Genomic DNA, 24,838 nt, shown 5'->3' with positions numbered 1-24,838 from the left:
ACTTTTCTTCATGGAGGAAAAGTACCTGTTTTTTCTAGGCTAGTTAGACCTATTCTGAACAGAAAAGTTTTCCAAACTGTTAAGAACAAATTCCCCAGTCTGCTTTGCTGAGCTTTTAAATAACTTGTCAATGGCATTCATAACAGGACGGTGATACTTGGTTTCAAACTCTTGCTCCACGAGCGTATGCTCACCCTGTTGATGTAAATGATACGAAAAAGTCATGATATAGGTTTGTGATTCAAGCTCGAACGCAAAGAGTGAGGGATGGCTGATTTCTTTATTTCTCCCCTGTAACACAACATGTTCCTTACCTTCCTCAGCTGTCAGCTGAAAGGAAGCCCCTGTTTTTGACTCTTCATTTGGGTTAGAATAACGAATAGAAGTTACGTTTGGAAACCATTTTTCACGTAAATTAGCGGTTGCAATGCATTCAAATACATCTGAAATAGGTGACTCAATAACGATAGATTGTTTCATAATAAATGACCTCGAAAGATTTAATAGATTAAACATAACAGAAAAGGTGATGCTTGTGGAGAGAATTTTTGGTCTTGAGCCTATTGTTGGTGAGGACCCAAGAATACTAATCCTAGGCTCAATGCCGAGTGTCGAATCACTAAGGAAACATGAGTACTACGGGAACAAACGTAATCATTTTTGGAAAATCATGTTCATGCTTTTTGACAGTCCTGAGCTGGGAGAGTACAAAGATAAGATTGCCTTTTTAAAAAAGCAAAAAATTGCACTTTGGGACGTGTTATATAGCTGCTATCGTGAAGGCAGTTTGGATTCCAATATAAAAGATGAGGAACCGAACGAGATTGAGGCATTTGTAAGAAATCACCCGAATCTCCGCTTAATCGTTTGTAACGGTACAAAATCATATAAAAGTTATCAAAAATATATTGGGCTTAATCGCTTACCTGAGGTTGAGGTAATTAAGCTTCCGTCTACCAGCCCTGTTCCTGGCAAATACAATAAAACTCTTGAAGGCAAGCTTCAAGAGTGGAAAATTATCAAAGACTATCTATAACACTTTTTCAATGTCTTTCTCTATTTTAGTTGGCTCGGTTTGTGGGGCATAGCGTTCCACAACCTGCCCGTTGCGATTGATTAAAAACTTAGTGAAGTTCCATTTAATCGCTTTTGACAATACCCCTTTTTGTTCGTCTTTTAAAAATTGAAATAATGGATCTGCATTCTCACCATTTACATCAACTTTTGCAAACATTGGGAATGACACGCCATAATTCGTCTCGCAAAAAGAGGTGGTCTCCTCGATTTTTTCGAATTCCTGATTTCCAAACTGAGCACACGGGAACCCAAGAACAACCAAGCCATCTTTTTGATATTTTTCATACAGCTCCTGCAATCCCTTAAATTGCGGCGTAAATCCACATTTACTCGCAGTATTGACAATTAAAAGTGGCTTCCCCTCGTATTCTTTAAGCGACTTCAATTCCCCATTCACCGTTTTTACTTCAAAATCATACACACTTGCCAATTTTCCCACTCCCTTATGTACGAATTACCACAATCGTAAAGGAAGTTTGTTTGAGATTCAAGTAAGTCTACTTTTAAAAAGCTTTGTTTTGCACTATAGCACATTGAGAAAGATTATATGGTCATTAAAACGATTCCTATGGTCGTTACGTCAATCCTATGGTCATTATTTCATTTCAATGGTCGTTAGAAAACGCCGACCCAAAGCAGCGCTCACTCCTCCACTATTTCAATTTTACTTGCTTTCGCCTGTGCTGGCGCAGATTCTGCGATGGCGCCTTCAACTACAATCTTTACCTTTTGACCTACTTCAAGCTTTGAAACAACGACTGATCGACAGAACTCATACTGAAAAAAGTACTTGAAAGGTAGTATTCATCATGAATTTCCTGTTCTGTTTTTGTTTCAAATTCCTCTTCTGTAATTTTTTCATTTACTAAAATTCTCTCTCCAACCTCAAGAACATAACCAGTTACAGTCATTTCGGCAACATCACCATTATGACCACTCGTACCACAACCAACAAGTAAAAAAATGAAAAGAAAAATAAACCGTTTCATGCCGTCACCTCAACCTATTTGGCGAAAGTTGAGGTCAAAAGGTTACGAATTAAAAATATTGCGTGAAATTTTGTACATTTATGGTAGAATATTCAAAAAGAAAAGAGGAAACCTTATGAAATTTGTACATATCTTTGGACCTCAAGCGGTTGGGAAAATGACGGTTGGGCAGGAACTAGCGAAAATAACAGATTTAAAGCTTTTTCATAATCACATGACAATCGATTTAGTAAGCCACTTTTTCGACTACAGTACAAAAGAAGGGAAACGGCTAGTCAAATTGTTCCGTCAGGAGATTTTTGAAGAAGTTTCAGAAAGTGATTTGTACGGCATGATTTTCACGTATGTCTGGATGTTTAACCTCGAATCAGATTGGGAGTATGTGAAGGGGCTTTCTGAGTTGTTTGAATCCAGAGGTGCCACAGTATATTATGTTGAACTTGAAGCTGACTTAGAAGAGAGGCTTGAAAGAAATAAAACGCCAAATCGACTGGAACACAAACCGAAAAAGCGCGATATTGAATGGTCTGAAAATGACATAAAACAAACGATGGAGAAACATCGCTTGAACTCATATGATGGTGAAATCACCTTCGAAAACTACCTAAGAATAGACAACACGAACCTTAGCGCTGAAGAAGTTGCCAAGATGATTAAGGAAAATTTTCAATTATAAAAAACAACGCTTGGAATTCACACCCCAAGCGTTAGTTATGCCCGTTCTGAACCTCATCACGAAGCAACTCGAATTTTCTCCCTAATTCATGTGTAAAATGTTCACGTGCCTGTTTTGCATCCATATCTGGTGATGCAATAAACATTGGATCACCGAAAATAAGCTTTGCTTTTTTTAACTTCAATAATTCCTTAACTGTATTCGGTCCAACATACGCAGCGGGTACAACAGGAACCTTGCTACGTTGCGCAATCGTAATCGCCCCCTGCTTTAAGGCAGTTTGCTCATTCGTACGTGTTCCGCTTGGGAACATTCCTACAATCTCTCCCTTTGAGAGCAATCGAGATGGAATTTTTAAAACGCTTGGACCTGGGTTGTCACGGTCAACCGGGAATGCATTTAGCTTTGATAAAAAGTTACCAATCAGCTTGTTTGTGAATAATTCCTTTTTGGCCATGTAATGAATTTGGCGTGGCAACAATGAAACACCCAGCCACAAAATATCGATATACCCTGTATGTGTACAAGCAATCACATAGGCGCCGTCCTTTGGCAGTTTCTCTTTGTTATAAACCTTAATACCACCTGTTACGGTAAGAATGCCTTTTAAAATAGATGCAATGAAATGATACATGTTGACTTACCCCTTCTGAATGACTTTTAATCTAGTAAAATTATAGCATGAAATAACAACGAATAAAGTGAGGAAACACATGAAAAAAATCATGGTTATCGGAGTTTCAGCTGGTGTTGGAAAATCGACATTTGCTCAAAAGTTAGGTGAAAAAACTGGAATTGACGTGTACCATTTAGACAGTTTTTATTGGAAACCAGGATGGGTAGAAGCATCGCATGAAGAATTTAAAACAGCCCAAGAGGAAATTCTCACAAAAGACAGCTGGATTATTGACGGAAATTATAGCAAAACCTTCGAATTGCGCGCAAACCAAGCTGACACCATCATCTATCTCGAACTACCTAGATATCAGTGCCTTTACCGAGTGTTCAAACGCTATTTTAAATACATCGGGAAAAAGCGTCCAGATCTTGGCTGTACCGAAAAAATAGATAGGGAGTTTATCAAATTCATTTGGACGACCTACAAGCCAAGAATACATAAAATGCAGGAACGCCTTAACCGATTATCCCAAGATAAAACAGTAATTATCCTGCGGGGGAAAAAAGAGATTAATGACTTTGTAAATAATAACTGGGAGGATGTAAGATGAACAAAGCAGCCGAACAATATTGGAATGAATTCTGGGAAGGAAAAGAAAAGCCGGAATCAGTTAGTGCATGGCAGTTTGGGGATGACCCTGACTACCTTGCACAATTAGTAATTGATGGAATTAAAACAGCTACCTGTTCTGGATATGTTTTTTATGAAATTGAAAACGCACCCCTTCCAAAGGTAGACGATTATAGCATTCTATTAAATAGCAAGGATGAACCAGTGGCGATTATAAAAACGGTTGAGGTAACAATTCAACCGATGAATGAGGTTCCTGAGGAATTCGCAAGTGCTGAAGGTGAAGGAGATCGAACCTACCAGTATTGGAAGGATGTTCATGTTAAGTTTTTTACGGAAGAACTACGGAAAATTGATCGTGAATTTTCAGAGGATATGTTACTCGTCTGTGAGCGTTTCGAGTTAATTGATGTGAAATAAAAAACACCCAATTGGGTGCTTAGATTATTTTTGTTTCATCCTTTGGAGCGTCCAGCTTCATTTTTTCAAGCTCGACACGCATTTTCTCTGTTTCAAGCAAGTAATTCTCATGCTTTAATTTTTCTAACTCCAATTCATCCTGAATGATTCTTTGTTTGTATTTAGATTGTGTTTGAAAATGGCTCGTAATAATCGCAACCAGTGGAATTGAAAATACCATGACAACCGCAACTAGACCCGTCATTGAATAACCTCCTGACAATATAGACCCGTTTCTTCATATATATTCCATTATACCAAATATACGGAAAAATAAGCGAATTGGTTTCAAATTGTGTAACCTTTTTTAGAGGGTTTCGTCAATTTAATAAAAGCGCACAATTGGAGGACATAGGATGAAAAAATGGATGCTTGTCTTTTTAATAGGAATTTCAATTATTCTATCAGGTTGTGGAGGTAATACGTCAAGCAAGCTATCAGGAAGTAAGCCACCTGAAACGAACATTCAAATCGGGAATGAAACCTTTCAAACGACACTCGGAACTTATTGCTGGAGCAGTAAGTTTAAAGGAGTATGTGTGGACACAGCAGGACCTGAAGTACTTTTAGAAGGTAAAGAGCCAATTGTCGTGCAGCCAGGTGAAGAAGTTGCTTTCGCGATGGATTATGAACCACTGCCCAATGAGGTCCATGTAGCGTATTACCAGGGTGACAAGGAAACGGAAGTGAAAGTAGAAAATCATCGTTTTAAAGCACCTGAGGAAAAAGGGGTGTATTACTATTCTTATGGAGTATGGTGGATGGATGAAAACGAAGAGAATGTATCAAACGGTGACGCATTTTATGCCTTTGCGCTGGAAGTAAAATAGGGGAACGTTATGAAAATAAGAAAAGCCGTTTTAACCGATGCAAGGGGTATCGCCCAAGTGCATGTTGATAGCTGGAGAACGACCTATTCTGGAATTGTTCCTGATGAATATCTTGAGAAATTATCCTATGAATCTAGGGAAAAGATGTGGAAAAGCGGAATTCCAAATGGACATGTTTTTGTAGCAGAGAATGAACAAGGAGAAATAGTTGGGTTTTCGTGTGGCGGAAAAGAGCGTAGTGAAAACTATGAAAATTTTCAGGGTGAGCTCTACGCTATCTATATTTTTCAAGAATATCAAAGACAAGGTCTGGGTAAAAAGTTAGTAACTCCTGTAGTTCAGCAGCTTTTGGACAAGGGTATTAACACAATGCTAGTATTAGTATTGGAAGAAAACAAATCATGCCTATTTTACGAAGCGCTTGGAGCTCGCAAACTAGATGTCGTTGAAGTTGAAATCGGTGGAAAAAATTTAAAAGAAGCTGTATACGGATGGGACAATCTAAAAGCAAGATTTCACACGATAGTTTAAAAACAGGAGGCACAACATGCTCGCAACTCTTACAAAAAACGAACCAAATTACATAGCCACATTCAAGCGTCATTACCTTCATTCAATTGATCAGGTTTGGGAAATGCTAACTGACAATGACAAACTACCAACATGGTTTCCAGAATTAAAAGTAGATGATCTTCGAAAAGGTGGTCGTTTCCTATTTGATATGGGAAATGGGGCCTTTGAGGAAATGACAATCACTGACTTTCACGACCGTGCGGTATTGGAATTCACATGGGCAGACGACAGCGTGCGCTTTGAACTCACCCCAGACCCAGAAGGATGTAAGTTGCTTTTGATCGAAACGATCACAAAGCTAAACGACCATACACCAAGAGACTTAGCGGGATGGCATGTATGTCTGGATGTCATAGGGATTTTACTAGACGGAAAACAGGTAGAAAACCGAAAAAAAATGTGGGAGCCATTATATGAAAAATACATCCAAGCCGTCAACGATATAACCGAATAATCTAAGTGAAGCCAATCCTATTAACGGATGGGCTTCTTTTTTTGCTGGAAACGAATTGAAGGAATATGAAAGTATATCTCGAATTTAATACATAACATATCCTCACGCGAAATGGAGAGAGTGCCGATGACATTTGTTTTTCTCGCCATTATAGTAGTCGCTGTAAGTTTGTCCATTTTTAAAGCTGTTCGAAAGAAACAAATGCCTAGTAATGAATACACACCGTTCGATGACGTAACGATGGGGAGAACGGAAGATAAAAAATAGGAGGGCTCATAAAATGAAACAAACACTCCAACGTGTCGGAACGACATATTTACCAGTTACAAACGTTCAGCGTTCAGCCACCTGGTACACAGAAAACCTTGAGGCAACGCTAAATTATATGGACGAGGATAAAGCAATTCTTGACTTAGCCGATCAAAGTTTTTTCCTCGTTGCTTCAAAGGAAGGACAAACCTCAAACTTCATTGATGCAAAAGGCCATGAACGATTTTCCGTAACCTTTGAGGTTGATGGTGTACAAGCTTTAGAGAACTTACATAAAGAATTCAAAGAACGTCATATCACGGTCGGGGAAATTGAAGACCGTGGTCACGTCGGGAAAAACTTTGTATTCGAGGATCCGGATGGTAACCTATTTGACGTCTGGAGCGAACTTAGTCCCATTTTTAAAAAGAGGAGGAATGAAAATGCAAGCATTACTAGTGATTGATGTCCAAAACGGAATTGTCAATTTTAAAGATTTTAGCGAAGAACTTACCAAAATTCAACACATCATTCAAGATTTTAAAGCGAAAAAGCTACCTGTGATCATGGTTAGGCATTTTGACAAAAATGAAGAGAACCCTCTTCACAGAAATTCAAGCGGTTCGGAGATTCATGAATCAGTGAGAGATTTTGCAGATTATATAGTTGAAAAAGAGACACCGAGTGCATTTTTTCAGACGAATCTTGCATCCATACTAGAGGAATTAGGGGTTAAACATATTTTCATAACCGGTTTTGAAACCGAATTCTGCTGTATGTTTACTGCAATTTCGGGATATGATCGAGGGTACAAAGTAACCTTTATTGAGGATGCTACTGGGACAACGAATACCGAAGATACATATGAGATGAAGGGACTCGATATTAAGGATTTTGTGGGAACCGTCCTTAATTGGTCAGAAACAACAGAGGTTCTTTATTATGACGAATATAAGGAGACCTATCAGAAATGAAGCAAGCCATAGAACTTAGAAAAGAGGGCAAGCTCAAAGAATCGAACGAAAGACTATTGAGGTTAGTAAAGGAGAATCCCGAGGATCCCCAACTAAACTATCAAGTTGCTTGGAGTTTTGATGTGTTAGGGTTGGAATCGGAAGCTGTCCCTTTTTATGAAAAGGCAATTGGATTAGGTTTACAGAATGAAGATTTGGAAGGCGCCTTATTAGGTTTGGGCAGCACCTATCGAACACTTGGGGAATATGAAAAATCCGAGGCTACTCTGTTAAAAGGGATAACGTTATTTCCAAAAAACCACGCGATAAAGGCTTTTTATGCAATGTCGCTTTACAATCTTGGGAGACATCAGGATGCAATGGAACTTCTTTTAAAAGGTTTAGCTGGGACTTCGAGTGATGCGTCCATCCAAAGGTACAAGCGTGCCATCGAATTTTATTCCGATAAGCTAGATGAAGTTTGGAACTGAAATAACCCTCCTGCTTGGAGGGTTATACTTCTATGATAAACGGTAGAATCATCGGTTTGCGTTTTGTTTGTGCAAATAAATATTGTCCTACTGCCTTTTTAATCTCCTTTTTCATGGCATTCCACTGGTACTTGTTTTCACTTTGCAAATTAAGAATCGCTTTTTTTACGAGGCGATTTGTCTCTCGGAGAAGCTCTTCAGAGTCTCGATTGAACACAAAACCGCGCGTAATCGTATCGGGTCCAGAGATGATTTTCTGATCTCTTTTACTTAGAGTGACCACAATGACGACCATCCCATCCTCAGAAAGTTGCTTACGGTCACGCAGAATAATATCGCCAACATCGCCAACACCAATCCCATCCACATACGTATCACCGGACGGAATTTTCCGAGTTTGGCGCGCCTCCGAATGTTTCACATCAACCACATCGCCATTTTGAATGATAAAAATATTTTCAGGCTCTACTCCAACAGATACTGCAAGAGATTTGTGTTGGTGAAGCATCCGGTATTCCCCGTGAATAGGGATAAAGTATGTTGGTTTCATTAAAGTTAACATCAGCTTGAGATCCTCCTGAAAACCATGACCGGAAACATGCATTCCAGTCGAGCTTCCTCCATATAAAACAACTGCCCCAAGCTGGAATAAATTATCGATGATGCGAGACACATTTTTTTCATTGCCAGGAATCGGACCTGCCGCTAAAATAACCGTATCTTCTGGGAGAATGTGCACATCGCGATAGCTGGCATTTGAAAGACGAGCAAGCGCAGCCATCGGTTCCCCCTGACTTCCTGTACATAAAATGCAAACTTTCTCCGGTGCGAGACTTTCCACTTCCTGGGCATCAATCAGCATGCCATCGGGAATGTGAAGATAGCCACGCTCAACCGCCACATCCACGACATTCACCATACTTCTTCCTAGCAGGGCGAGCTTGCGGTTCGTTTTCATCGCAGCAGCGACAACCTGCTGAACCCGGCTAATATTCGAAGCAAATGTTGAGACAAATACCTTTCTTTTCGCTTTCATAAAGGCTTCCTCAATAACGTCCCCAACCTTGGACTCAGTCGGTGTCGATCCTGGTCGCTCCGCATTCGTACTTTCGGATAATAAAACAAGCACACCCTCACGCCCGATTTCAGCCATCCGATGAATATCTGAGTGCTGGTCATTCACTGGCGTTAGATCAAACTTGAAATCTCCCGTATGTACAACCTTGCCTTCTGGTGTATCAAACACTATCCCGAGGCAATCCGGAATACTATGATTCACTTTGAAAAAGGAAACCTCTGTTTTGCCAAATTCTAGCTTAGATTCAGCATCAATCGGAATTAGTTTGGTATCTGCAAGAAGACGATGTTCAGTTAGCTTCAATTCAATTAACCCAAGCGTAAACCGAGTCGCATAAATCGGTACATTGAGCTTTTTAAGAAAATAGGGAATCCCGCCAATATGGTCCTCATGCCCATGCGTAATCAGCATTCCGCGGATTTTTTCCCGATTTTCCTCCAGATATGTCAGGTCCGGAATAATCAAATCAATTCCAAGCAAGCTCTCGTCCGGAAACTTCCCCCCGCAATCAATCACCAAAATATCATCCTCATACTGAAGCACATACATATTTTTCCCAATCTCATTAATCCCACCAAGTGCAAAAATGGACAATCCATTCTCCATTACACACGCCTCCTACTTCTTACATCGTGTCCTTAGTTTTACCAGAGGTCGGTGGAATTATTTATAGGGTGTTCCAGAATATGTAAGGTTTAGTTATGAGGATATTGATGTGAACTAGTCTAACGCCCATAGAAGTGAAATAACGACCATAGAAATAAAATACTGGCCATAGAAGTAGATCTAATGACCATAGACACAAAATAACGACCATAGGGATAAAAAATATAAAAACTTTGAAGGAATTCACAAAAAATTGTAGAAAAAAGACTTATCAAATACAAAGGAGTAAAATAAATGAACAAAAAAGAATTAAAAATTCCACTAAGGGTGAGGAAATTAAAAGCATTATTAGGACGATTGTCAGAATCTCATCCAAAATATCAAGAAATTAGCGATGAATTTCATCGAAGGATGTCGGGTTACCGCGGAGAACAATCTTTGCAATATTATTTAACCTTTTTGAAAGAAAACAATTATCTAATCTTCCATAATCTTCGTCTTCCAGATATCTCCGGTAAACATTTTTTTGAAATTGACATACTTCTAATTAGTCCCACATTTTTATTAATCATCGACGCAAAAAACTATCGCGGAGAACTATATTTTGACTGGAAGTTTGACCAATTAATCCAAAGCTACAAAGATACTAGAAAATCGTATAATTGCCCTGTCACTCAAATCACCAGACATCAGCTACAGCTTAAAAGACTTCTAGAAACCTTCAAAATCCCCTTAACTCCAATTGAAACCCTTGTAATTTTTACAAATCCTAACGCTTTTATTGATGCCAGCAAAGACTTTAAATACTATAACAAAGTAATTAAAAGCCCGAGTTTTCTTCAAAAGATTGAGTTGTTTGAGAAAAGGAACAAAAGAGTAGTTTTAGAAAAAAGTAAAATACAAAAACTTTCAAAATTACTCTTAAAACATCATACACCTCATGACCCAGATATATTGGCACAATTCGGAATAATGGAGGATGAACTCATTAAAGGTGTACGATGTCCGAAATGCGACTTCCTTCCAATGAATCGAAAGCAAAGATCATGGACTTGCCCTTCTTGCCACTATTCTTCTTCCAAACCTTATTACAATTCTTTAAAGGAGTATATTCTTCTCTTTGGAAACACGATTACAAATCGCCATTTGCGAGGTTTTTTAGGTATTCAGTCGATATCTACTGCAAAACACATCTTAATTTCATTAAATCTACAATATAAAGGGAGCTATAAAGATAGAATTTACTTAATAAACGAGGAAGCATTAAAAAATATACACAATAATTGACCATAATACGAATTGCCTCAAACTTTACTGTCACTATTCGAAAAATACTGTTACTATTGCAGATTTACTGTCACTATCTGAATTTTACTGTCATTATTTTAAAAATACTGTCACTAGCACTCCCACAATAAAAAAAGCAGGAATCCCCACCCAACGTCTCGAATAAATAAACAATGTCAATCCTACTACTAAAAAGGAGGACCACCAAACAATGTACGAATTAAAAACAAAAGAAAACGACGCAAGTGTGATTGAATTCATTGAAAAAGTCGATAATCCGAAAAAGAAGGAAGACGCTTACAAGCTATTAGATATTTTTACAGAAACGTCTGGGTATCCGGCTAAAATGTGGGGTCCGAGCATAATTGGGTTTGGTTCTTACCATTACAAATATGCAACTGGTCACGAGGGCGATGCGCCACTTGTTGGTTTTTCACCACGCAAAGCAAAAATTAGTTTGTATTTTGCAACTGGCGATACGAAGCGTGAGGAGTTACTCGAAAAGTTTGGCAAACATACATCTGGAAAAGCATGTGTCTACATCAACAAAATTGCGGATATCGATGTAGAAGTACTTAAGCAACTTATTACCCAATCGATAAAATTCTTACAAGAGACTTACCCATCCGAATAAGCAAAACTAATACCAATACATAAAATTAATCAAATTTAGTTATCCCCTGAAATGGAGTACGATGAAGGTAGCTTACAAAATAGGGGGAATGAACATGGCTTTTAAAATTAAAGCGATTGACCATATCCAACTTGCTGCTCCAAAAGGGAGCGAAGAGGAAGCGCGGCACTTTTATGCAACCATTTTAGGCTGCCAAGAAATCGAAAAGCCCGATACCCTTCGGAAAAATGGCGGTGTTTGGTTTTCGTATGGATCGGTGCAAATTCACATCGGCATTGATGAACCATTCGTACCCGCAAAAAAGGCACATCCTGCCTTTGAAATCCAGAACCTTAAAGCCTTAAAACTAAATCTAGAAAACAACAATGTGAACACAATGGATGACAATAATCTCCCAGGTGCCAATCGCTTATATGCCTTTGACCCGTTCGGCAATCGTTTGGAATTTTTAGAATGGAAGAATGCATGAACAACGAGCTGAATGCCCACAATATGGCTAATGTAGATAATCGCCAATGTTGGAGGTGGTCAGTTTGCCAAAGGATACAAAAGAGGAAAGTCTTGAAATATTTTCAAATGATGCGCTACGTGGAAAGCCTTATCTTGATATCGATCGCACAATTACTGAAGGAATATCGGTATATGCTCAAAAAGAAACGAAAACAAAGGAAGTGTAGAGGCTTGAAGCCTCTTTTTTCTTTGCTAAAAAAATAGCCCCTATCTAGTTAGGAGCTATTCAGAACGTTCCAGATTGAAAGCTATAGAATTTACGCTGCATCCTCAAATGTTAGAGAAAGTATGTTTGATATATTTCGGATTCATGCATCCTACGGGGTGCTTTTTTAATAAAGAATCCAAAATCTGTATTTTAATCCTATGTAAATTGTCTTATAATTAGATGAATTTAAGGAGGATTATTATCTATGTGGAAAAAATTTTTAGAGTTGTTCATTAAAAAGGCTTGGCCAGTTATTAGAAAGTTATTGGTCAAATATGGTAAAGAGATTCTTGAATTTGTATTTGAAAAAGTTACAGAATTATTTAAGAATTGGATAATAGGAATGGGTAAGGAAAAAAAGGCGAAAGCTGAAGAATCCTATGAGAAAGCTAAGGCAGCAACTAATCCTGAAGAAAAGAAAAAATTTGAATTCGAATATGAATTTTATAAAAAAGAAGCAGAATCCTATAAAGAAAAGATTAAAGTTATGGAAGAAGAATTAGAGAAACTTAAAGAAACACTTAGAGAAGATATTAACAAGAAAACAACGGATTTAAAAGCCGAAGACTTATTCTCTACAAACTCAAAGGATTCCTACAATCCGTTTGTCTTAAAGGATACAAATAACATTCTAAAATTAGAAGATAAAAACGATAACTAATACAATATTAAAGCCTATCCTTTTGGGGAGGCTTTTTAATTTACTCCTCAGTGGGGGAGGTTAGAAACAGGGGCTGTAGGAACAGTCTCCATATTGAGTTTTTTTTGATAATCTGGTTCGGAAATAGTTAGGAAATGCAGTCTAAAATCACATAAATAAAATCCGCCACCCATGCCTAATTCTGACTCGAACAATAATTATTTCAAAACATAAAAAAGACCACAAAACCCTTTATTTATAAAGGTTTCATGGTCAATCTTCTTAGCGTCCCAGATTGGAATCGAACCAACGACCTACAGCTTAGGAGGCTGTCGCTCTATCCTACTGAGCTACTGGGACATGATGAAATTGTAAAAGCACTTCAGAAAATAATTATAGAATTAATTAGCACCAACGGTCAAGACATATGAATGCCAAATAAAAAATCCATCCCCCTCTTGGGAAATGGATTAGCATGTAATTGGAAAAGCCACAATTGCCGTAATACCCTAAGAAAGTTTAAAACCACCACTCCTCAAAGTGGGTGTTTGCAGAAACGTTCCTGTATGTCCTTCATGTCGCCATGGACGAAGGCCTGCCATTCCAGTTTCAATGTTAAACTCCCTATTTCAGTTCAAAGGTTAAACTTTATTATGATTACGAACAATGTAGCTTGTATTTGTATACTACATGATTGAATCGTGGAAATCAAATGTAAAAATCATCCAAAATGTTGAACTTTGTCACTTGATTTTAAAGATGAAATTGGGTGCAACCTCAAACCCTGATGAAACAACAATCTTTCACGTAGATACGAGGGAATAATGTCGAAAAATATTTCGAAAGGCTAGATTCTTGAATACATCCGCTCATCTTGCAAAATACTAGATAAAAAAGTAATGAGGAGATAGGAAATGAAACCCAACAACGAACAACTTACTTCAGCGGAAATGGGAAAGCTTTGGGCAGTTTATATGGGGAACACAATGGCTATTTGCGTGTTAACCTATTTTCAAAAACATTGTCAGGATCCTGACATCATGGAAATCTTAAAAAAAGCGAAAAGCACCAGTCAAAAAATCACTGACGACATTACGAAGATTTATAATAAAGAAAACTTCCCTATTCCAATTGGTTTTGATGTTAAAAAAGACGTAAACATAGATGCTCCTCGGTTGTTCGCAGACGAATTTTACCTTCATTATCTAAAATATACAGCGAAAGCAGGGCTAAGTCTTTACTCCACAGCAATACCCATGATGATCCGGCCAGATATAAGAGATACGGTAATCAAATTTGATGTGGACACGATCCATTTTTTAGTTGATTTAAATGAAACTTTAGAAAAAAAGGGTTATTTAACGAAACCACCGGTTATCCCAATTCCTAAAGAAGTAAGTTTTGTAGAAAAACAAAACTATTTAGCTGGATTTTTCGGTGATGTTAGACCACTCCATGCTTTAGAAATTGCACATCTTCAAGATAATCTTGAAAATAATGTAGCAAGTAAAGGACTATTGATGGGATTCAGCCAAGTGGCAGAGCGTAAAAAGGTGAAGGAATTTATGCTCCGTGGCAAGGAGATTACAATGGATCATATTAAGGATTGTTTAGCAAAGCTTCACGAAGAAAATTTGCCGGGGCATCCATTACTTGATGATTTAGTGGAGGCTTCAACGATTCCACCATTCTCAGATAAATTAATGACGTTCCATAAAATTGATATGTTCTCGATGAAGATAAGATCCTATGCAAATGCAATGTCACTAAACGGCAGACGAGACCTTGGGCTAATGTTTAGCAAATTCATCTTGGATATTGGGCGTTATGTTGAAGATGGCGCCAATATCATGATTGATGAGGGATGGTTTGAAAAACCCCCACATGCGGTTGACAGAAAAGCACTTACAGATGGTGAATAACGAATAAAGTCAGGCAACAGGGCCTGACTTCTTTTTATGGTAATGTAATTTCAAAAGGTTCAAACGTAATTGGCTTAGGGAGTTTAGTAGCCTTAAATTTGACGTCTTTAGTCTTTGTCGCTTCAAATTCCTGCATGAAAAGATTTCCTTTAATTCGTTTCGCAAAAGGATTGTCTTGGAACGTTAAATCCTTGCCATCCTTCGATTCTAACCATGTTCGATTCATCGTTAAGTTATCGTCAAATGGGAACTCACTATCCAATTCAAAATACACGACTGTTTTATCATCAAGAAACTCAACATCCGTTACGGTTATTTTTCCTACCTCGCCTTGGTCGATTTCAACTGGAAGTGTTTCGATTAATGAAACGGATAGCTCCTCAAAAGTACCCATTTCAGTTGGAATCTTATATGGAAGGATCGTCAAGCTTTTCGCTCCATCTTTAATTGGTGTAAAAAGATAATCAAGGTTTGCAACCTCAACTCCGTCGATGGCTTCCCCATGCCCACTTCCAGAAAGACTTCGTAGAACTCTACCCTGATCATCGATCATAGCAAAATGTAAATCCATATAAGGATCAATTTTTGTGTTGTTAGGGTCAACTTTTACTTGAACAGCTAAATCTGTTCCGGCCGGGCCGATCTTCACGGACTCTACAGTCACTTCCGTATCATAAATGACGTTTGTTAGGTTTGGTCGAATAACCGTCACTTCATTTGATTGCTTCACTGGAAATTCAAATTCCCAATTACCCGCTATTAGCCCGACAGCATCAATGATGACCTTCATATCAAATTCTTCCGGCAAATCTTCTGTCGGCTTAATATCCATGACTACTTCATATTTAGAGGGGGTAATAAATTTTCCAGTGGTACCTGCACCAAAATTAATCTCTTTTCCGTTCACCAAAATGGTAGGTCGCTCAATATCGCCAATTGCAATGAGTGACTCGTGGGTCATGCCAAATGTTAGCCGAGTACCATCATAAAAAATTTCATTCATTGTTAGTTTCACACCATTATCTTTGGCAGTCCGGTTAACGACTTGAGTAAGCCCACTTTTACCTGCGATTTGCAGCCCTTCATCACTGGACTCATTGAAAAACGTTCCGACTAATGGAATTTCAGACGCAACCTTGGCTAATGTTGGTGAAAAAGTAGCCGACCCTAAAAACAGGATAAAAGCTGCAGCAACTGATCCGATGGTTGTTAAGATTATTTTTATGCGTCGTGGTTTCTGTTTATTGTGTTCATTAATGGTTTGTTGAATAATGCGATCAAGCTTCTCAACGGGCACATGAATGTTTTCAAGCTCTTTATTGAACTCAGGGTACTGTTTACTCATTCACAATGACCTCCTTTAATTGATCTCGCAATAGGGCAATCCCGCGGTGTATATTTGTTTTCACGGTTCCTTCTGGACAGTCAAGAAATTCAGCGATTTGCTTGATTGTGTAGTCCCTGTAAAAGCGTAAAACTAAAACGGTTTTATATTTCTCATCTAATCCTTTTATGGCGTTCAATAAGTCGGAATCAGCTTCCTTATCTGTGTACGAAGGAGCCTTGCTTTCAAGGAAATCCCGTTCCATAGGAATCACTCTCTTTTTCCTGCGCAGCTGATCAATCGCAGTATTTATCAGAATGCGCGTAATCCAAGTTGAAAAATATGTATCATTTTTTAAATCCTTAAGCGAGGTGAGGGCCTTATAAACTGTTTCCTGGAACACTTCAAGTGCATCATCCTCATTTTTCATATACAAATAGGCCATTTTATAAAGTTTTGTTTTTTCGGTATTAATTAATTCCTGAAATGCCCGGTTATTTCCCTTTTTTGCTTTTGTAACCAGTTTACTGATATTCAAAACTCTTCCTCCTTTCATCTATTAGTTAGAGAAACTAGTCATGCAAAACGTTTCAAATATATAAAGGATTTTAGTCGTTATTATCGAAATACATATAAATCTTATCATTTTCAAAAAAGGGCGGAAGATAAAAATGAGAGAAACACATCTATTTTTGTTTGGGGGAGGACCTCCTTTTACTGATAAATTAGGGGAACGGTTTGCGAGATTTGCTGGAAACAAGACTGCGAGGGTGGCCATTTTGTTTCTTAAGCGGCCAGGCTGGCAAGAATATATGCCGAGCTACACGAAGGTTTTAGAAGACAATGGAGTGCGTGATTTTTATTATTTTGGACTTTCGGAAAACCCAACTCATGACCAACTGGGTCAGCTAGAAACATGCACCGGGATTATTATTGGCGGCGGGGTAACCGAGCTTTACCGTACTTATATTGTCGATACTCCCGTAGGTGATACCATTCGAAAAGTGTTTGATGAAGGCGTTCCTGTTGCTGGATTTTCAGCAGGAACTTTAGTCTCCTGTGAACATTGTGTTATCTCACCAGAAGATGCGCTGCAACAAGAACAGTTATATTTACTAGGCTTAGGCTTGTTAAAAAACTGTGTCATATCCGTCCACTTTTCAGAATGGAACGAAGAGAAGAACCTGATAGAGGCGGTTTCAAAATTGAAAGTTCCTGGCTATGGAATCGACGAAAACTCTGGGATTTATTTTAAAAATGGACAGTTGGTTGAACACGAGGGAAGTGAGCCCTATCTCTATGATTAGACAAGCGGTGGGGGCAATTGTCTATAAGGAAGATCAATTTCTGCTCGTACATAAAGTAAAAGCTAGTTCGGAAAAGATACCAGGTGAGTGGGATTTCATCAAGGGTGGAATTGAAGATAGTGATGAATCACCTCGACATGCGATACTCCGAGAACTTAAAGAAGAAACAGGCTCAACTGATTTTTTAATTAGTAAAGAGTTTGGAGAGAAAATTTGTTTTACGTTTCCTGAAAAAATCAAACTGAAAATTGGGTTTGAGCGCCAGGAGACGACGATGTTCTTGGTTGAATACAAAGGTGTTTTAGAGGATTTGTCCCAAATGGATGAAGAAATCGCTGAACTTCAGTTTTTGACAAAAAATGAGGTGTCGGACAAACTCACTCACGATGATACCCGTAGCTTTTTTATCAATCATCTGTCCTCACTAAGCACAAAATGACAGGATGGGAAAAAGGTTGGCAGATAGAATTGAGGTAAGGAGTGAGGGAGAATGAGTTGGCTAGGATCATTACAAAATGCAATTGATTTTATGGAGGACCATTTGCTTGAGGATGTGTCAATCGAGGAAATCGCAGGGCATGCGAATGCATCACCGTTTCACTTTCAACGCACGTTTTCGATTTTAACAGACATCACAGTGGGCGATTACCTCCGTCGACGCCGGTTAACACTTGCAGCTGAGGATTTAATGAAAACTGAAACAAAGATTATTGATCTAGCCTACAAATATGGCTACGACACTCCCGAGGCTTTTACAAAAGCTTTTCGGAAACAGCATGGTGTTACGCCAAGCGACGTTCGGAAGGGGATTGGAAAGCTGCAATCATATAGCCGCCTGGTTATCCAGGTGAGTTTGAAAGGAGCAGATCCAGTGAAGTATCGTATTGTTGAGAAGGAAGGATTTAAAGCAGTAGGTGTTAAGCGACAATTTTCTTGTGTGAATGATGAACATCTCAGTAGGATTCCGAAATTATGGGAAGAAGTGAATACAGACGGTACCTGTGATTCTTTGGTTCCACTGAATAACGGCGAAATAAATGGGATTTTGGGAGTCTGTGTGAGTGAGCCAAACGTCAGAGCCATCGATTATTGGATTGCGGTGGAGAATGTAGAGGGTGAATCAGGAAAGTTTGACGTTTTAGAAATTCCAGCATCAAAATGGGCCGTATTCGAGGTTCATGGCGCAATGCCAAACGCAATGCAAGATGCGTGGAAAAAAATCTACTCAGAATGGTTCCCATCAAGTGGCTATGAGTATGCAGGGACAGCTGAGTTCGAACTGTACCCTGCTGGAAACGCATATGAACCTAATTATTACTCGGAAATTTGGATACCAGTGAAGTAAAGTGAGAGCCCCAAGGAGATACCTTGGGGCTTTGACTTGCTTTTTAGAACGAAACAGGATGAACAAACATCAAAAATCAGTCCTATGGTCGATAATTTATTTTTGTGGTCGTTAGCGTTAGCTTTATGGTCGTTATTTTAATTCTATGGTCGTTAATGAATTTCTATGGATGTTACGGAATTATTCAAGGAAATAATTAGACGGAAATTTTTGAAAAATATATAATGGAAACAGTGAGATACAAAAACTGAGGTGACTCATATGAATCTACATTATCAAGAATACGGCGATACGAGTGCGCCTCTTATGGTCTTTCTGCATGGCGGTGGGGTAAGTGGCTGGATGTGGGATAAACAGGTACAGTATTTTTCCCAATACCATTGTCTCGTTCCAGATTTACCTAGTCACGGGAAAAGCATTGAGATTCCTTTTTCAATCAAAGACAGCGCAGAAAGACTCATAACATTGATCGAAGAAAAATCAATCGGTAAGAAAGTAATCCTGATAGGATTTTCCCTAGGTGCTCAAATTATCGTTCAGCTCCTAAACATGAAACCTGCCTTAATTGATATTGCAATCATTAATAGTGCCCTAGTAAGACCGATGTCTTATGCAAAGAAGTGGATTCGTCCGACTGTTAAACTATCAGCCCCTCTCATTAAAAAAAGATGGTTTTCCAAACTCCAAGCAAAAACATTATATGTCGGTGACGATTATTTCGAAAAATACTATGAAGAAAGCTGCCAAATCACTGCCGACGCTCTAACAAGTGTCTTAGAGGAGAACATGTCGTTCACAATCCCAGCTGATTTTGAAAAAGCAACCACCAACATATTGGTAACCGTGGGTGATCAAGAAAAGTCTATTATGAAAAAATCAGCCAATGACATCGTAAAAGCAAACCAAAATGCTAAAGGTGTCCTTATTCCAAACATGGGTCACGGGGTTTCGATGGCGATGCCGGACTTTTTTAATAAAATGATCGAAACATGGATCAATGATGGGGAAGTACCTGTAGAATGTAAACCAATAAGCTGAGGAGGACCAAATGAACGTAACACATATCCGTCTGTTAGTAGATGACTATAAAGAATGTTTCTCATTCTACCGAGACATACTAGGTTTTGAGGTTTCATGGGGAGACGAAAATTCCCGATATGCCGATTTTACTGGTATCGGTGGGGTAAAGCTTGGTCTTTTTGAAAGAAAGCAAATGGTGGAAGCGATTGGTGCAGAGTATGTACCACTAGTTGAGAACCAAGATAAAACAACATTGATTTTTAAAGTGGAAAGTGTTGAGGATACATATGAAAAAATGAAAGATACACTCGAGTTTATTACAAAGCCACATGAGCAAGTAGACTGGATGCTAAAGGTTGCACATTTCCGAGACCCAGCCGGCAACCTTATTGAAATCTACGAAAGTCTTTAAATACAAGAAGGAGAGCTGACCATGCATTATGGCTGGGTTGTGGTTTGGATTACGTTTGTTGCAGTGTTAATTGCAGCGGGGATACGCTCCATAACAGGAGTTATTTTGATTCCGCTCGAACAAGAATTTGATTGGAGCCGATCTTCGATTTCGTTTGCATTTGCCATTAACCTCATACTCTATGGTATATCAGGACCGTTCATTGCCGCAGGACTTGAGAGATTAGGTGTTCGCAAAATCATGTCCTATTCGATGGTCCTGTTAGTTATCGGGTTAGTCACAAGCCTCCTTATGACGCAGATTTGGCAGCTTCATCTCATCTGGGGAGTCGTTATTGGCATCGGTTCGGGCGTGTTTTTATCGGTACTTTCCGCCAATATCGCAACGATATGGTTTGAAGAGAAGCGTGGAATGGTGCTAGGCTTACTTATGGCTGCAACCGCAGCTGGACAAATGATCTTTTTACCGATTCTATCATTTCTAACGGAGGAATATTCCTGGCGAGTGGGAATGGCTGTGTTTATCGGACTTGGTCTCCTGATTACTCCGATCATTTTAATCTGGATGAAGGATCATCCGCGTGATAAAGGACTTCTTCCGTACGGTGCTACCAAGGAGGAGACAAAAACTGAAAATAAAAAGAACCCAATTTTATCAGCCTTTGAGGTGCTTTGGATTGGAGTTCGATCTGGCCCTTTTTGGTTATTATCGGGCAGTTTCTTCATCTGTGGTTTATCCACGGCAGGACTTTTAGGTACACATTTTATCCCAGCCTCAACCCATCATGGAATTCCCGAGGTGCATGCAGCAAGCATATTCGCCTTCATGGGTATCTTTAATATTATCGGAACGATGATTGCCGGGTGGCTATCTGATCGATTCGACAACAGGTGGCTATTATTCTGGTTTTATGGACTTCGTGGTCTATCATTACTCGTGTTGCCTTCCGCACTCCAGATGCAATCCTATGTGATGCTCATCGCATTTGCCGTATTCTACGGACTGGACTGGATTGCTACCGTGCCACCAACAGTAAGACTTGTAGCCGACTTTTTCGGGAAGGAAAATGGACCCATTGTATATGGTTGGGTATTTGCAGCACACCAAATCGGATCAGGTGTTGCGGCGTATTTAGGTGGCTATTTCTATGATGTCTTCCATAGTTACACCATCACGTTTCTATCCGCAGGAGTCCTTTGTATTGTCGCAACATTATTCGTTTTAATTATAAAAAAACAAGCTACCCTCATCGCTCAGAGTCCTCAGATGACAGTAGATAAATAAGGAGGGACTCTATGAAACTTTGTCTACATTGCGAATCAGATATGCTAGTGAAAAAGAACTTTTTTATGTTCAAAATCCCAGCTGCAATCCTATTGCTTTTAGTTCCATACGGCTTCGTTATTTGTTGGCTTCCATTTTTAATACCACCAAACTACGCATGTAAAAAGTGCGGAAGAGAGTTTCGAAAAGTAAAAGAAGTAGACTGGCATGAATACGAAAAAATGAAGCAGGAAAAAGAAGAAGGTAAATGACATGATGTATGTTGGGGTAATCTTAACGCTTGCACTCATACGTTGGGAACAAAAGGAATTGCATCATAAAACCTTTCTAGTGGAAGTTGTTTTTGTATGTATCTTCATTTTCCTTTTTAAGTTAATCTTGTCTTTTATTACGGGATGGTGGGAATGAATCAATGTTTAAGATTAAAAGTTAATGAAAATAATAACAAAACAACGGAAGCCTACTACCCCCGTTGTTTTTTATTTTCCGCAATCGATTGTTTAATCAAGGCCTTGCAGCACATAACAATCCCAGTCAGAAACGCTGCAAGGGTGTAACCAAAGGACAGGTAAAAAAAGCAAATCAGGGTTGAAGCAAACAACCAAATCAACCAAAAGAGTAGCTCTTTATTCATGAGAGGCGTTCACTTTCTCGGCATCGATAATGTGTTCACAAATCACTTTCGCAAGTGCCTCAACCGTATTTTTTAATTCCTTCATATCATTATCGACTCCACCGATTTCAATCAGAATGGAGTTCTCCGCTAGATCTTGATTATATACTCCATTTCCTTGATTCAGTCCCTTCGCAACCACACCCCGACTGATTCCAGGAAACTGCGATTCGATTGCCTTGTCTAGAGATTCAGCTAATGCATAACTTTGTTCAAAATGACTACTTGCTTTTCCGACAACAAATAAGACTTTTGCATATGGTTTATTGTTGATTGAAACAGTTGTCACATCTTTTCGCATACTATCACGGTGTAGATCGATTAAAAAGTCAATATCAGAGTTACTTGCCATTGCCGATTGAACGATTCCTCGTGAGATTGCATAAGATTGGGTGGTATCCCAGCCTTTTTTCTTCAATTCCTGTCCAATATTCGTAGTATCAACAACAGAACCAATTCCGTATTTTTCTAGCTCCTTACCAAGTAGGTCGCCAACAAGTGTAATGTTTGTTTTAGAGTCAACGGCTTTATTCATATCAGGGTCGCCTGTAAGCCCAAGTAGCGGAAGGTAGGATTCATAACTATGAGAGTGATAAATAAGCACCTTTCTATCGGTTGCTAGATTGACTGGTGGTGTTTTCGGATCTTCCTTATGTAGTTCTTCCAATTCCTTTTGTGCCATTTCCCTTTCCTGCAGTAAATCATCTAAAGGAGGCGCTGATTCGTATGGAAGATTGGTATAATCTGTGCCATCCCTAGAAATCAGAATTTCGGTATGGTACATCGATAATCCAGGGAGTTCATTACCGAAAAAACTTCGTAAATCCCCATACTTAAATTGAAGGGTTGATTCTACCAACATTTTGGTGATAGATTCTGGTTCTTCACTTAAGGTTTGTCCGAAATAAGCATTCTCGAATTCAAGCAGTTTAACAAAAGCATCGGTCGGAAGAGTTCGGATATTAATATCAAATTGACGAAAATTAATCCATTCTTTTTTGACAGAGGATATGCTTGAAGCAGCTACGAAACATATGAATACCGTTAAGATAAACATAAAGGCAATTCTTGAAATAAAAATTGGCCCATATTCAGTACTTTTCATGATATCCGTCCTTTATGTCTTTTGGACATATATATGAGGAAGAGGACTAAAATAGAATCTTTCAAATGAAAAAAGCATGGTGCACCATGCTTTGTCTATGTTTCTTATTTATCTTCTCTTAACAAATACTCATTTCCATCCTGATCATAGAAGGAGAACATCGTGCCAAACGGCATTCTCAACATTTCCCCGACCTTTACGTCATTTTGCTTCATTTTTTCATAAGCTGCATCGATGTCAGTAGTGCTGAAAAGAACGGTTGGATGTGAAACCTTTGATGGGTCATGCTGTTCCATAGCCGTCTTTGAGTAGAGAACCAATTTCGTGAACTCATCTTCACTAGGTCCAACCTCAATCCAGAAAAAGTCAGGCCCCATCGGTTGTTCCAACTTTAAAACAAAACCAAGTTTATTGACCCAGAAGTCCTTAGCTTGTTCTTGATTTTCCACATAAACCGTAATTTTTCCAATTTTATTAATCAACGTTATCACCCATTTTCTTTAGATTGTAAAGAACCGCTCTTTAATGTCCCTCACCGTTTCCGAAATTACTACCCGTTACATCTGCCATATTTTCGATTGCTATTAAGGCACTTGGGTCAATTTCATGAGCAATTTCCCTTAGTGTAGAGAGTTCAATCCGGCTAACAATGGTATAAATAATTTTTCTAGGTTCATTTGTGTAGGCCCCTTCACCATGAATAAAGGTAATTCCACGACCCAGAACCTTGTTCAATTCAGTAGCAAGCACATCAGGCGTGTCTGAAATAATCGTTACTGATTTTAATTCCTCGATACCTTCAACCACAATATCAATCATTTTAAACGCGATGTAATAAGTAATAATGGAGTACATGGCTGTTTCCCAACTGAATACGAGCAAGGCAGCAAGGATAAAAATAAACACGTTCATGATCATAACCGTTTGTCCAACAGACACTGGCCGTTTCTTACTCACAATGATGGCTAAAATTTCAGTACCATCCAATGCCCCACCAGTACGAATGACTAACCCGACACCTGTACCTAAAATAACCGCACCAATGACTGTTGCTAAAAATAAATCATTTGTTACTGGTTCAAAATGATGTAAATACGCAGTAAATGCTGATAAAACTAAAACACCAAATAATGTATGTAAAGTAAACTTTGTTCCCATTTTTCGATATCCAAGAAACAGGAACGGGATATTTAAAACAATCAGAAAGATACTCATCGGAACACCAAATATCTTTGATGCAATGATGGATAGACCAATAACTCCACCATCCAAAATATTATTTGGTACTAAAAAAAGTTCCAATCCAAAGCCTGCGATAAGAGCCCCAATGGTAATCATAATAAGCTGTTTAATCTCAGCTAACACCCGTTTTTTCTTTGTTTTTACCACAAAAACCAAGCCTTTCAATTTCAAGATAGAATTACCTTTTTAATATTACCATAAATCATAGGTTTGCTTACAATTTTAGAAGGAAATTACTACC

General features: G+C 38.7%; 36 protein-coding genes, 1 tRNA gene and 1 other RNA gene. 24 read left to right on the top strand and 14 right to left on the bottom strand.

The window, feature by feature from the left end:
• Nucleotides 1–39: 39 nt before the first annotated feature.
• Entirely contained in the window at nucleotides 40–480 is a 441-nt protein-coding gene (locus RGU12_RS19795) for an SRPBCC family protein (protein ID WP_309537566.1), read from the bottom strand.
• Between the two features lie 49 nt (nucleotides 481–529).
• Here RGU12_RS19795 and RGU12_RS19790 point away from each other — a divergent pair, with 49 nt between their 5' ends.
• Nucleotides 530–1,036: a DNA-deoxyinosine glycosylase gene (locus tag RGU12_RS19790; RefSeq protein ID WP_309537565.1), complete on the top strand. Its 507-nt coding sequence runs from the start codon at nucleotides 530–532 to the stop codon at nucleotides 1,034–1,036.
• On the opposite strand, the gene RGU12_RS19785 is transcribed toward RGU12_RS19790, so the two are convergent.
• The 3 genes from RGU12_RS19785 to RGU12_RS19780 form a co-directional block, all read right to left on the bottom strand.
• The gene (locus RGU12_RS19785; RefSeq protein ID WP_309537564.1) at nucleotides 1,031–1,507 is read right to left on the bottom strand and encodes a glutathione peroxidase; all 477 of its coding nucleotides are present in this window, start codon (nucleotides 1,505–1,507) and stop codon (nucleotides 1,031–1,033) included. The two genes, RGU12_RS19790 and RGU12_RS19785, sit on opposite strands and share 6 nt — an antisense overlap.
• 212 nt (nucleotides 1,508–1,719) lie before the next feature.
• Nucleotides 1,720–1,797 carry a DUF3221 domain-containing protein gene (locus RGU12_RS23790; protein WP_396232412.1) on the bottom strand — a complete coding sequence of 26 codons (78 nt, stop codon included), beginning with the start codon at nucleotides 1,795–1,797 and terminating at the stop codon, nucleotides 1,720–1,722.
• Nucleotides 1,798–1,811: 14 nt separating this feature from the next.
• Nucleotides 1,812–2,066 (bottom strand): hypothetical protein, encoded by a 255-nt coding sequence (locus RGU12_RS19780; RefSeq protein ID WP_309537563.1) that lies wholly within the window; start codon nucleotides 2,064–2,066, stop codon nucleotides 1,812–1,814.
• Between the two features lie 115 nt (nucleotides 2,067–2,181).
• Here RGU12_RS19780 and RGU12_RS19775 point away from each other — a divergent pair, with 115 nt between their 5' ends.
• Nucleotides 2,182–2,742 carry an ATP-binding protein gene (locus tag RGU12_RS19775; protein ID WP_309537562.1) on the top strand — a complete coding sequence of 187 codons (561 nt, stop codon included), beginning with the start codon at nucleotides 2,182–2,184 and terminating at the stop codon, nucleotides 2,740–2,742.
• Nucleotides 2,743–2,773: 31 nt separating this feature from the next.
• Here the strand turns inward: RGU12_RS19775 and RGU12_RS19770 are convergent, their stop codons facing one another.
• Nucleotides 2,774–3,376 (bottom strand): lysophospholipid acyltransferase family protein, encoded by a 603-nt coding sequence (locus tag RGU12_RS19770; protein ID WP_309537561.1) that lies wholly within the window; start codon nucleotides 3,374–3,376, stop codon nucleotides 2,774–2,776.
• Between the two features lie 79 nt (nucleotides 3,377–3,455).
• Here RGU12_RS19770 and RGU12_RS19765 point away from each other — a divergent pair, with 79 nt between their 5' ends.
• Together RGU12_RS19765 and RGU12_RS19760 are read left to right on the top strand one after the other, a co-directional pair.
• Nucleotides 3,456–3,971 carry a P-loop NTPase family protein gene (locus RGU12_RS19765; protein ID WP_309537560.1) on the top strand — a complete coding sequence of 172 codons (516 nt, stop codon included), beginning with the start codon at nucleotides 3,456–3,458 and terminating at the stop codon, nucleotides 3,969–3,971.
• Complete coding sequence (locus RGU12_RS19760; protein WP_309537559.1) at nucleotides 3,968–4,411, top strand: ASCH domain-containing protein; 444 nt, start codon at nucleotides 3,968–3,970, stop codon at nucleotides 4,409–4,411. Before RGU12_RS19765 ends, RGU12_RS19760 begins: the two co-directional genes overlap by 4 nt.
• A 19-nt stretch (nucleotides 4,412–4,430) precedes the next feature.
• Here RGU12_RS19760 and RGU12_RS19755 read toward each other — a convergent pair whose 3' ends face one another.
• Nucleotides 4,431–4,655: a hypothetical protein gene (locus RGU12_RS19755; protein WP_116353063.1), complete on the bottom strand. Its 225-nt coding sequence runs from the start codon at nucleotides 4,653–4,655 to the stop codon at nucleotides 4,431–4,433.
• Nucleotides 4,656–4,806: 151 nt separating this feature from the next.
• Between RGU12_RS19755 and RGU12_RS19750 the strand changes: the two genes are divergently transcribed.
• The 7 genes from RGU12_RS19750 to RGU12_RS19720 all read left to right on the top strand — a co-directional run bounded on the left by RGU12_RS19750 (nucleotide 4,807) and on the right by RGU12_RS19720 (nucleotide 8,000).
• Complete coding sequence (locus RGU12_RS19750) at nucleotides 4,807–5,280, top strand: hypothetical protein (protein WP_309537558.1); 474 nt, start codon at nucleotides 4,807–4,809, stop codon at nucleotides 5,278–5,280.
• A gap of 9 nt (nucleotides 5,281–5,289) precedes the next feature.
• A complete protein-coding gene (locus tag RGU12_RS19745) occupies nucleotides 5,290–5,811 on the top strand; it encodes a GNAT family N-acetyltransferase (protein WP_309537557.1) in 522 nt (173 codons plus the stop codon).
• A gap of 16 nt (nucleotides 5,812–5,827) precedes the next feature.
• Nucleotides 5,828–6,307 (top strand): SRPBCC family protein, encoded by a 480-nt coding sequence (locus RGU12_RS19740; protein WP_309537556.1) that lies wholly within the window; start codon nucleotides 5,828–5,830, stop codon nucleotides 6,305–6,307.
• 126 nt (nucleotides 6,308–6,433) lie between these two features.
• The gene (locus RGU12_RS19735) at nucleotides 6,434–6,574 is read left to right on the top strand and encodes a DUF3951 domain-containing protein (protein ID WP_309537555.1); all 141 of its coding nucleotides are present in this window, start codon (nucleotides 6,434–6,436) and stop codon (nucleotides 6,572–6,574) included.
• A 13-nt stretch (nucleotides 6,575–6,587) separates the two neighbouring features.
• A complete protein-coding gene (locus tag RGU12_RS19730; protein WP_309537554.1) occupies nucleotides 6,588–7,022 on the top strand; it encodes a VOC family protein in 435 nt (144 codons plus the stop codon).
• Nucleotides 7,000–7,530, top strand: a complete 531-nt coding sequence (locus RGU12_RS19725; RefSeq protein ID WP_116353058.1) for a cysteine hydrolase family protein — start codon at nucleotides 7,000–7,002, stop codon at nucleotides 7,528–7,530. The genes RGU12_RS19730 and RGU12_RS19725 overlap by 23 nt, the downstream gene beginning before the upstream one ends.
• Nucleotides 7,527–8,000 (top strand): tetratricopeptide repeat protein, encoded by a 474-nt coding sequence (locus tag RGU12_RS19720; RefSeq protein ID WP_309537553.1) that lies wholly within the window; start codon nucleotides 7,527–7,529, stop codon nucleotides 7,998–8,000. The genes RGU12_RS19725 and RGU12_RS19720 overlap by 4 nt, the downstream gene beginning before the upstream one ends.
• 22 nt (nucleotides 8,001–8,022) lie before the next feature.
• On the opposite strand, the gene RGU12_RS19715 is transcribed toward RGU12_RS19720, so the two are convergent.
• Nucleotides 8,023–9,684 carry a ribonuclease J gene (locus RGU12_RS19715; protein ID WP_309537552.1) on the bottom strand — a complete coding sequence of 554 codons (1,662 nt, stop codon included), beginning with the start codon at nucleotides 9,682–9,684 and terminating at the stop codon, nucleotides 8,023–8,025.
• A 294-nt stretch (nucleotides 9,685–9,978) separates the two neighbouring features.
• Here RGU12_RS19715 and RGU12_RS19710 point away from each other — a divergent pair, with 294 nt between their 5' ends.
• The 5 genes from RGU12_RS19710 (at nucleotide 9,979) to RGU12_RS19690 (ending at nucleotide 12,984) form a co-directional block, all read left to right on the top strand.
• Entirely contained in the window at nucleotides 9,979–10,971 is a 993-nt protein-coding gene (locus RGU12_RS19710; RefSeq protein ID WP_309537551.1) for a nuclease-related domain-containing protein, read from the top strand.
• Between the two features lie 211 nt (nucleotides 10,972–11,182).
• The gene (locus RGU12_RS19705) at nucleotides 11,183–11,605 is read left to right on the top strand and encodes a DUF1801 domain-containing protein (protein WP_309537550.1); all 423 of its coding nucleotides are present in this window, start codon (nucleotides 11,183–11,185) and stop codon (nucleotides 11,603–11,605) included.
• A 94-nt stretch (nucleotides 11,606–11,699) separates the two neighbouring features.
• On the top strand, nucleotides 11,700–12,074 hold the full coding sequence (locus RGU12_RS19700) for a VOC family protein (protein WP_309537549.1): 375 nt from the start codon (nucleotides 11,700–11,702) through the stop codon (nucleotides 12,072–12,074).
• A gap of 64 nt (nucleotides 12,075–12,138) precedes the next feature.
• Complete coding sequence (locus RGU12_RS19695) at nucleotides 12,139–12,282, top strand: hypothetical protein (protein WP_309537548.1); 144 nt, start codon at nucleotides 12,139–12,141, stop codon at nucleotides 12,280–12,282.
• A gap of 246 nt (nucleotides 12,283–12,528) precedes the next feature.
• Nucleotides 12,529–12,984 carry a hypothetical protein gene (locus RGU12_RS19690; protein WP_309537547.1) on the top strand — a complete coding sequence of 152 codons (456 nt, stop codon included), beginning with the start codon at nucleotides 12,529–12,531 and terminating at the stop codon, nucleotides 12,982–12,984.
• 265 nt (nucleotides 12,985–13,249) lie between these two features.
• Here the strand turns inward: RGU12_RS19690 and RGU12_RS19685 are convergent.
• Both RGU12_RS19685 and ssrS read right to left on the bottom strand, forming a co-directional pair.
• Nucleotides 13,250–13,323: transfer RNA gene (locus RGU12_RS19685), tRNA-Arg, on the bottom strand.
• Between the two features lie 123 nt (nucleotides 13,324–13,446).
• Nucleotides 13,447–13,641: non-coding RNA, 6S RNA (gene ssrS, locus RGU12_RS19680), on the bottom strand.
• Between the two features lie 236 nt (nucleotides 13,642–13,877).
• On the opposite strand from ssrS, the gene RGU12_RS19675 reads away from it, so the two are divergent.
• A complete protein-coding gene (locus RGU12_RS19675) occupies nucleotides 13,878–14,885 on the top strand; it encodes a DUF3231 family protein (RefSeq protein WP_309537546.1) in 1,008 nt (335 codons plus the stop codon).
• Between the two features lie 34 nt (nucleotides 14,886–14,919).
• On the opposite strand, the gene RGU12_RS19670 is transcribed toward RGU12_RS19675, so the two are convergent.
• The gene (locus RGU12_RS19670; protein ID WP_309537545.1) at nucleotides 14,920–16,230 is read right to left on the bottom strand and encodes a DUF4179 domain-containing protein; all 1,311 of its coding nucleotides are present in this window, start codon (nucleotides 16,228–16,230) and stop codon (nucleotides 14,920–14,922) included.
• On the bottom strand, nucleotides 16,223–16,765 hold the full coding sequence (locus tag RGU12_RS19665; RefSeq protein WP_396232395.1) for a sigma-70 family RNA polymerase sigma factor: 543 nt from the start codon (nucleotides 16,763–16,765) through the stop codon (nucleotides 16,223–16,225). Before RGU12_RS19665 ends, RGU12_RS19670 begins: the two co-directional genes overlap by 8 nt.
• A 115-nt stretch (nucleotides 16,766–16,880) precedes the next feature.
• Between RGU12_RS19665 and RGU12_RS19660 the strand changes: the two genes are divergently transcribed.
• The 7 genes from RGU12_RS19660 (at nucleotide 16,881) to RGU12_RS19630 (ending at nucleotide 21,828) form a co-directional block, all read left to right on the top strand.
• A complete protein-coding gene (locus RGU12_RS19660) occupies nucleotides 16,881–17,516 on the top strand; it encodes a Type 1 glutamine amidotransferase-like domain-containing protein (RefSeq protein WP_309537543.1) in 636 nt (211 codons plus the stop codon).
• Entirely contained in the window at nucleotides 17,509–17,955 is a 447-nt protein-coding gene (locus tag RGU12_RS19655; RefSeq protein ID WP_309537542.1) for an NUDIX domain-containing protein, read from the top strand. Before RGU12_RS19660 ends, RGU12_RS19655 begins: the two co-directional genes overlap by 8 nt.
• A 51-nt stretch (nucleotides 17,956–18,006) precedes the next feature.
• Nucleotides 18,007–18,861: an AraC family transcriptional regulator gene (locus RGU12_RS19650; RefSeq protein WP_309537541.1), complete on the top strand. Its 855-nt coding sequence runs from the start codon at nucleotides 18,007–18,009 to the stop codon at nucleotides 18,859–18,861.
• A gap of 261 nt (nucleotides 18,862–19,122) precedes the next feature.
• Nucleotides 19,123–19,899, top strand: a complete 777-nt coding sequence (locus tag RGU12_RS19645) for an alpha/beta fold hydrolase (RefSeq protein ID WP_309537540.1) — start codon at nucleotides 19,123–19,125, stop codon at nucleotides 19,897–19,899.
• A gap of 10 nt (nucleotides 19,900–19,909) precedes the next feature.
• On the top strand, nucleotides 19,910–20,293 hold the full coding sequence (locus RGU12_RS19640) for a VOC family protein (protein ID WP_309537539.1): 384 nt from the start codon (nucleotides 19,910–19,912) through the stop codon (nucleotides 20,291–20,293).
• 21 nt (nucleotides 20,294–20,314) lie between these two features.
• Entirely contained in the window at nucleotides 20,315–21,577 is a 1,263-nt protein-coding gene (locus RGU12_RS19635) for an MFS transporter (RefSeq protein ID WP_309537538.1), read from the top strand.
• An 11-nt stretch (nucleotides 21,578–21,588) separates the two neighbouring features.
• A complete protein-coding gene (locus RGU12_RS19630; RefSeq protein WP_309537537.1) occupies nucleotides 21,589–21,828 on the top strand; it encodes a hypothetical protein in 240 nt (79 codons plus the stop codon).
• Between the two features lie 375 nt (nucleotides 21,829–22,203).
• On the opposite strand, the gene spoIIP is transcribed toward RGU12_RS19630, so the two are convergent.
• The 3 genes from spoIIP to RGU12_RS19615 all read right to left on the bottom strand — a co-directional run bounded on the left by spoIIP (nucleotide 22,204) and on the right by RGU12_RS19615 (nucleotide 24,762).
• Complete coding sequence (spoIIP, locus tag RGU12_RS19625; protein ID WP_309537536.1) at nucleotides 22,204–23,355, bottom strand: stage II sporulation protein P; 1,152 nt, start codon at nucleotides 23,353–23,355, stop codon at nucleotides 22,204–22,206.
• A gap of 104 nt (nucleotides 23,356–23,459) precedes the next feature.
• Nucleotides 23,460–23,846 carry a VOC family protein gene (locus RGU12_RS19620; protein WP_309537535.1) on the bottom strand — a complete coding sequence of 129 codons (387 nt, stop codon included), beginning with the start codon at nucleotides 23,844–23,846 and terminating at the stop codon, nucleotides 23,460–23,462.
• 31 nt (nucleotides 23,847–23,877) lie between these two features.
• Nucleotides 23,878–24,762 carry a YitT family protein gene (locus RGU12_RS19615; protein ID WP_396232411.1) on the bottom strand — a complete coding sequence of 295 codons (885 nt, stop codon included), beginning with the start codon at nucleotides 24,760–24,762 and terminating at the stop codon, nucleotides 23,878–23,880.
• Nucleotides 24,763–24,838 lie beyond the last annotated feature (76 nt).

It is taken from the genome of Ferdinandcohnia sp. QZ13, assembly GCF_031324165.1.
Classification (GTDB): Bacteria; Bacillota; Bacilli; order Bacillales; family Bacillaceae_L; genus Ferdinandcohnia.
Note: the sequence above shows the minus strand (reverse complement) of the source record. Positions and strands in the feature narration are given on the sequence as shown.